A 3,017-nucleotide genomic window follows, 5' to 3' on the forward strand; every position below is an offset into this window, starting at 1 on the left:
ACAAGCTTCATTATTTTATAACGGTAATATTCTAGGAGAAGTTTGGCTAGTAAATAGAGTTTTCGGTCTCTAAGCTTTTTTGAAGGGAAAATCATTGACTCAGATCCCTATTTGCAACAGTGCCCATGTTGATGAGAATGAGACATAATCGGCAAATATTCCAAAGAGACTATTATTAGTAATTAAAGCATTTTAAACTTCAAAGCAATTTCTTATTTTTCAAAGGAATCTTATAGCAGCCAACTATATACCAATAATAGTAAACGTAACTCAGATACCCCATCACTAACAGGTTCAGTATCTCCGAAATTTCTATCTTCTACATAGTCAATCCGAACTTGTATTCGTCTTTTAGCTTGTGAGCTTTTAATTTATAAAACCAAAATCAAATACTTAGTGTAAATTTAGCATTCTAAAAGCGGACATTTTTACTTTGGAGAAACCGGATATTTCTATTTTGGGCTTACATGTCTGTCTGTTTCGTGTATTGACCATTATGTTAAAATTGGGGGTATTTTAGCTGATTATTGATGTTTCTAATTTAGAAAAACTTGCAGATTCCTCCAACTTCTGTAATTCTTTGGGGAAGGGTGTCAGGTATTTTCCATGGCAGGTGTTTGTTGTAGTCGGGCCGCTATAACGCTAATAGCGAGCACCTGTATGTTTAATTTAAAGATTTTTAAAGCAATCTCTACCGAAGTCTTATCTGTAAAAAATTACTTAGAGTTAAACACTGAAATTCAACTCATCAATAAATATAAAACGGCAAAGTCAGATGCCTATAAAGAAGCTATTGTTTATATTCTTAAAGATCGGGGCTATACCCGTCTTGAAATAGGGCAGTTACTGGCTTAAGTATATAAAAAGCTTATAAAAATCTATCTTATGTAAATTATGAAAAAGTATCATCTTAATTAATGGTTAATTTTTTTGAAATGCCAATAAACTCCCTTTTTGAATTTTATTCAATTAAAGTTTTGAGCTATTAATTTTTATTGGGATTTTTGAAAAAATATTAATTGTTTATTTTAAAAGAATTGTGAGATTTATTAATGTCTATTCCTTCCTATAAAAGAAATGTGGGTCTAACCCAGAATTTAACAGAACGTAGTCTGAACGCTATAAACAGATTCCTACATATTGAAGCTGTGAGCGGTGGGATTTTGCTATTAGCAGCTGTTATTGCCTTATTTTGGGCGAATACAGAAGCAATATCAGAGTCTTATAGTCATTTTTGGCATACTCAAATTAATTTTAGTTTTGGGGAATATTCTTTTTCTCAATCTCTACATTTTATCATCAATGATATTTTAATGACCATTTTCTTTCTTGTAGTAGGAATGGAAATTAAGAAAGAAATTCATGATGGAGCTTTATCAAACATAAAGGCCGCTGTACTTCCAATAATTGCTGCTTTAGGTGGCGTAGTGGTGCCTATTTTAATCTATTTAGCACTATCTACTGATGAAATTAAATCTGGTTGGGCAATACCTGCTGCTACAGATATTGCTTTTGCAGTGGGTTTATTAGCATTATTAGGAAAATCGATTCCTTCTTCTGCAAGAATCTTTTTATTAACACTCGCTATTATTGATGACTTACTTGCAATTTTAATTATTGCTTTCTTCTTTTCAGGTGGTTTAGAACCTATTGGTTTTTTAATCGCCTTTATTGGAATTCTAGGTGTAATTGCGTTACAGAAAATGGGGTTCTTCTCAGCCTTTGTTTATATTCTTCCGGGTGCTCTTATATGGTTTGGCTTACTTAAAACAGGGGCACACCCAACGCTTGCAGGAGTTATTTTAGGACTTATGACTCCAGTTTTAACTAGACCAAATGAAGTGGATGCAATAGAACGCGCTAATGCTGCAATCTCAAATATTCGAAATAAAGCTATAGAAAATTCATCAGCTGAAATCAAAGCACTGGCACGTGCTAAGCGTGAAATTTTACCACCAGTTGTTAGGGTCAAGGATCTACTCCACCCTTGGGTCGCTTTTATTATTATGCCTATTTTTGCTTTAGCAAATGCAGGGGTGAATTTCGGAAATGTTAACTTTGAAGACACTTTAGCATTAAATACTATCTTTGCTGTTTCAATTGCACTTGTCGTAGGAAAACCTTTAGGAATTGTATTTTTTACATGGTTTTTTTCTAAATTGGGATGGGGGGAATTACCTAGCGACCTTAGCTTAAATTGGGTTTTACTAATTGGTCTCTTAGCTGGTATAGGATTTACTATGTCAATTTTTATCAGCAATCTGGCATTTGTAAATGAATCAAATATTTTAGAAGCAGCAAAATTAGGTATTCTCTTTGGATCAGGTTGTGCAGGATTTATTGGTTTATTATTTGGTTTTATTTTATTAAGGTCTAATAAAAAGCTCTAAATTAATGTAAATATCCAATGAAGCCTACTTGAGTCAAGTGGCTTCACTGGATATTTATTCAAAGCCCACAATAATGAGTGGATATTTGTCTAGGAGACTGGAGGTCGTTCATAATTTTATTCTTCTAAAAGACTTCTCAACATCCAAGCTATTTTCTCATGAACATCAAGTCTTTGAGTCAGCACATCTGCTGTAGGCTGATCATTCGCTTCATCTACGACTACATAAATACTTCTGGCTGTTCGAGCAACAGCCTCATGAGCATCCACTAATAGCTGAATCATTTCCTTCGCTTTAGGAACGCCTTCCACCTCTTTAATGGATGCTAATTTCACAAATTGCTTATATGTTCCAGGTGCAGCGAAACCTAACGAACGAATTCGTTCAGCAATAATGTCTAATGCATTCCATTGCTCAGTATATTGGTCCATAAACATATTGTGCAGACTGTTAAATTGAGGACCAGTGACATTCCAGTGAAAATTATGTGTCATCAAATATAATGTATAACTATCTGCCAATAATCTTGATAATCCGTCAACAATTTTGACGCGGTCATCATATGAGATACCGATATCAATATTTATGGCACTGTTGCAAATAGGCTGACATGATAAGCTAAATATC

At 33.8% G+C, this 3,017-nt stretch carries 3 protein-coding genes and 1 pseudogene; 2 read left to right on the forward strand and 2 right to left on the reverse strand.

Features of this window, described 5'->3' with window-relative positions; translation table 11 throughout:
* Positions 1-263: 263 nt before the first annotated feature.
* Positions 264-371, reverse strand: a pseudogene (locus tag F899_RS16020) (type II toxin-antitoxin system RelE/ParE family toxin); the annotation flags it as partial.
* Between the two features lie 289 nt (positions 372-660).
* Here F899_RS16020 and F899_RS15140 point away from each other — a divergent pair.
* Both F899_RS15140 and nhaA read left to right on the forward strand, forming a co-directional pair.
* Entirely contained in the window at positions 661-855 is a 195-nt protein-coding gene (locus F899_RS15140; protein ID WP_005108969.1) for a hypothetical protein, read from the forward strand.
* A 197-nt stretch (positions 856-1,052) separates the two neighbouring features.
* The gene (gene nhaA / locus F899_RS15145; protein WP_005108970.1) at positions 1,053-2,390 is read left to right on the forward strand and encodes a Na+/H+ antiporter NhaA; all 1,338 of its coding nucleotides are present in this window, start codon (positions 1,053-1,055) and stop codon (positions 2,388-2,390) included.
* 116 nt (positions 2,391-2,506) lie between these two features.
* Here nhaA and F899_RS15150 read toward each other — a convergent pair whose 3' ends face one another.
* Positions 2,507-3,016: a Dps family protein gene (locus F899_RS15150; RefSeq protein ID WP_005226242.1), complete on the reverse strand. Its 510-nt coding sequence runs from the start codon at positions 3,014-3,016 to the stop codon at positions 2,507-2,509.
* Position 3,017: the final 1 nt, after the last annotated feature.

The sequence above is a fragment of the Acinetobacter sp. CIP 101934 genome (assembly GCF_000369585.1).
Lineage (GTDB): Bacteria > Pseudomonadota > Gammaproteobacteria > Pseudomonadales > Moraxellaceae > Acinetobacter > Acinetobacter schindleri.

Excerpts from the sequence above, each read along its gene's own strand:
- nhaA (WP_005108970.1), top strand. The coding sequence starts at position 1,053 with ATGTCTATTCCTTCCTATAAAAGAAATGTGGGTCTAACCCAGAATTTA.
- F899_RS15140 (WP_005108969.1), top strand. The coding sequence starts at position 661 with ATGTTTAATTTAAAGATTTTTAAAGCAATCTCTACCGAAGTCTTATCT.